Annotated in this window: 3 protein-coding genes; 2 read left to right on the top strand and 1 reads right to left on the bottom strand. The window is 43.2% G+C overall.

Annotated elements, in window-relative coordinates; all coding sequences use genetic code 11:
- Positions 1–951: PAS domain S-box protein (locus B3O33_RS00810; protein ID WP_292362737.1), on the bottom strand; the 951-nt coding region annotated here is incomplete at its 3' end.
- Between the two features lie 240 nt (positions 952–1,191).
- Between B3O33_RS00810 and B3O33_RS00805 the strand changes: the two genes are divergently transcribed.
- The gene (locus tag B3O33_RS00805; RefSeq protein WP_292362736.1) at positions 1,192–1,644 is read left to right on the top strand and encodes a cupin domain-containing protein; all 453 of its coding nucleotides are present in this window, start codon (positions 1,192–1,194) and stop codon (positions 1,642–1,644) included.
- A gap of 91 nt (positions 1,645–1,735) precedes the next feature.
- Positions 1,736–3,280, top strand: a complete 1,545-nt coding sequence (locus B3O33_RS00800; protein WP_292359176.1) for a hypothetical protein — start codon at positions 1,736–1,738, stop codon at positions 3,278–3,280.
- The last annotated feature ends 44 nt before the right edge of the window (positions 3,281–3,324 follow it).

Raw genomic sequence — 3,324 nt, 5'->3', positions numbered from 1 at the left:
CGGAGTTGCATACATGATGATGGTGCGCTGTTCACCGTCAAATGCTTTTATATTAACTACTTCTGGTGAACTGGTTTCACCATTTTTGACGGCGCGGGCGAGTGTCCAGTCTCCAGCACCTAATTCCTGACCATTTTTTTCCCACCACCCCTTATATTCACCATATTGTTCAAGTCCCACATATTTTGCCCCCCCCCAGATGCGCTGCACCTCAGGGTTCGCCAGACTGATTTTTCCGGTTTCGTCAGCCATCCAAAGTCCCAATGGAATAATGTCGATTATTTTCTTTAAAATATATTCGTTTTTTGCAAGAGCCGTTTCTGCTTCTTTACGTGCCGTAATATCATCACTGATACCAATGACTTTAACCGGACGTTTCGCGGCATCATAAACAAGTTCAGCTCTTGACGAAAACCACCTCGTTTGACCTTGATCATCAGTCACTTCGAAGTCCCAGTTATAGGGTTGGCCGCTGCCGAAAATATCAATTAACTGTTCGATTGGTAGTTTTGTGAATGGCATTACGCAATTGGGTAAGTGATCAACCGCGACGCCAAATAGATCCGTGGCATTCTCCGAACAGGTGACCGTGCCCGTTAGAACATTCCATTCCCAATTGATGATTTGCGCCATTTCCAGCGCTGCCTTCATGCGAGTTTCGTTTTCGAGAATCTGATTCAGGTATTCCCGGCGTAGATCTTTCATTGCCCCATTTTCAGGCTCAGCAGATTGCAAACTTTCGATAGCTTCATCGCCATATCTTAGCCAAACCCAGTTTACTTCCAGAAAATCAGCCAGTGAACGCAGGTTCTCGTATTCAATCTCTCCACCTTTGGTCCATCTGTTCACAGAAGGCACAGAGGTATCAACCGCATTAGCAACTTGAGCTTGAGTTAACGACTTTTGCTTTAGTAACACCTTCAGGCGTTCGCCAAATCCGTTTTTTTTCATCGTAATACCAGAATCTTAAGGCCTTGTTATTGAAATCGTTTAATCGCCGCAAAGCATGTTACCACGAACATTTAAGGACTTTATAATCGACTGTAAATTACTTAATAAGTAATAAATTACTTGACAGGTAATAATTGTCAGGAATATAACTAATAACGCATGCAGGAGGTTTTTCCTGAAAGTGATGTGGCAAGGCAAATCAATACGGCTAAATCATTGAATGCACTTAATTAAATATTTTTGGAGTTAAAAATGAATAGCAGACTTACAACGATCGGGGCTGTAGCACTGGGGCTTTCAATGGGGAGTTTGGCAATGGCGCACGGTGCAGTTGAGCATGAAACCGAGAACAAACGTTTAAAATTTTTTGAAAATGCACAGCAAATGGAGCTTGCTTCAATGGAAGAACCGGGCGTTGCGGCATTTTTTGATGACATCGTGGGTTCAGGTAACCCGAAATCACCGATCTCGTGTGGTTTGTTCAAAATCGATGCGGGTAATCCACTTGTTTATACCTACGATTATGACGACATCAAAATGATGCTCGAAGGCAGCATTACCTTTTCTGACGGTGAACAAGAAGTGACTGCTGAAGCGGGTGATGTTTTGTTTTTTCCTAACGGCTCAACCATCACTTTTTCTACAGAAAGCTCAGGGCTTGCATTTGCATGTGGTCAACGGGCGGAGTTTTAGTCAAGGGCGTATTTCAACGGATGTTTAACAAATAAAACAGCAAATAATAATAACAATGCTGGCAAACATCCTCCTTCTGAAGGAGTGAGAAATGAATAAAATTAAATTGAGCAAAATACTTTCAATAAGTCTGTCGGTAACTGCTGCAGGAGGTGTTCTTGCAGCAGATTTAACTGATCTGACAGGTGGCGATCCGTTTTTTTATACCAGCGATCAATTGATCACTGAGGACAACAAGCAAAAAGCTTTATTAGGTATTGGTCGTCCGGATAAAACGCATTCGCAAATTCCGCATTTACCTGTTTATTTGGGCTACATGAGTACCAACTCTACCTATCGATTCGTCAATGTGGTTGAGCAAGTTTTTACAATGATTGGGGAAGGTAAACATGGTTTGTGGCGGATACAGGAAAATGGCACCGTCCGTTTTTACCTGAAAAGAGATGGCGAAGGTCTGGCCAAAAATGCAGATATTCTGGCAGCAGAAAATTATCAGCATATTGAGGATAACTACAGTCATTATCTGCCAGATGAAAGCTGGTCAGGCTATAAATATCCTGATCAAAAGTTTAATGAAGATGGCAAGTTAAACTATGTTGATTTGCCGATTAATCATCCGATTTTTGATAATCAATATGATCAGCATGAACCGATTGATTTGGCGAACTGGTATTGCACTATGTCGGGTAACGATTACCCGTATGCCAAAAAGGCGTTGGATTTTGCCTTCAGCCAGCCGGGCGCAAATCAGATTGGGCCGTTAGGTAAACGTGCGGGTCTGGATGTAAAAGAAAATTACGCAAAAGTCCTGCGGCTAAACCATTTCCCGGATGCCCGTTCTTGGGTAAACGTTGGCCAACAGGGTAAAGATTCATTCCACGTTGACTGGAAAGCAGTCGATGCCGCGAAGACACACGGCGAATTTTATCTGGTTGAAAGAACCTTTTTTAACAAACCTTATATCTTTCTAACAGCGGTTTATGACAATCAGGATAATGCCGATCATCGTTATGTGCGTCCAGCTGGGCCTTATTATGAATCATTAGGCGATAACACCAATGATCTGAAAAATACGGTCACAAAAGCACCTCGCTTTCATCTGGAAAATGGAGAAATTGGAAAAGCCATAGGCTTACCCATTTATGGTGTCCATCATCCGGATAGGGCAGCGTATGACTCAGGCGGCGCATGCCCGTTAAAAGGTGGAGATTGGGGAAGATACCCTGATCCTTCAGGTGGGTCATCATGGCCAACAACCTATGAAGAGGTAACGCCCCTCTGCGATGCCTTGTTGGTCGATATCAAATTCTATTCCAATCTTGATGGCCGGGACTGGACAAATCCGCATAAATACTTGGCAAATTCTGGCATGGGGACAGAAAAAGTGACCTACAAAATGCAACCTGGTCATTACGGTATTTTTAGCGACCCCTATAACACTTCGCGTGGCATAGAAAACACAGAAAGTCAGGATCTACCTGCTGAGCTAACAGTAACTTTCCCAACGGCTGAACCACCTGTCGGGTTTGTGAAACCTGCTGTATCTAATGTCGTTAAGGGCATGGTGCCTAGTGAGTTCTCTACCTGCCGGCCAGTACTTCAGGCTTCACTCGTTGAAAAGGTTAACAACAAATGAAAACGTTTAAATTAAATTACTTAGCTTTACTCGTGGCGGGTACA

This window comes from Methylophaga sp. UBA1464 (genome assembly GCF_002325665.1).
In the GTDB taxonomy this organism is placed as follows: domain Bacteria; phylum Pseudomonadota; class Gammaproteobacteria; order Nitrosococcales; family Methylophagaceae; genus Methylophaga.
Note: the sequence above shows the minus strand (reverse complement) of the source record. Positions and strands in the feature narration are given on the sequence as shown.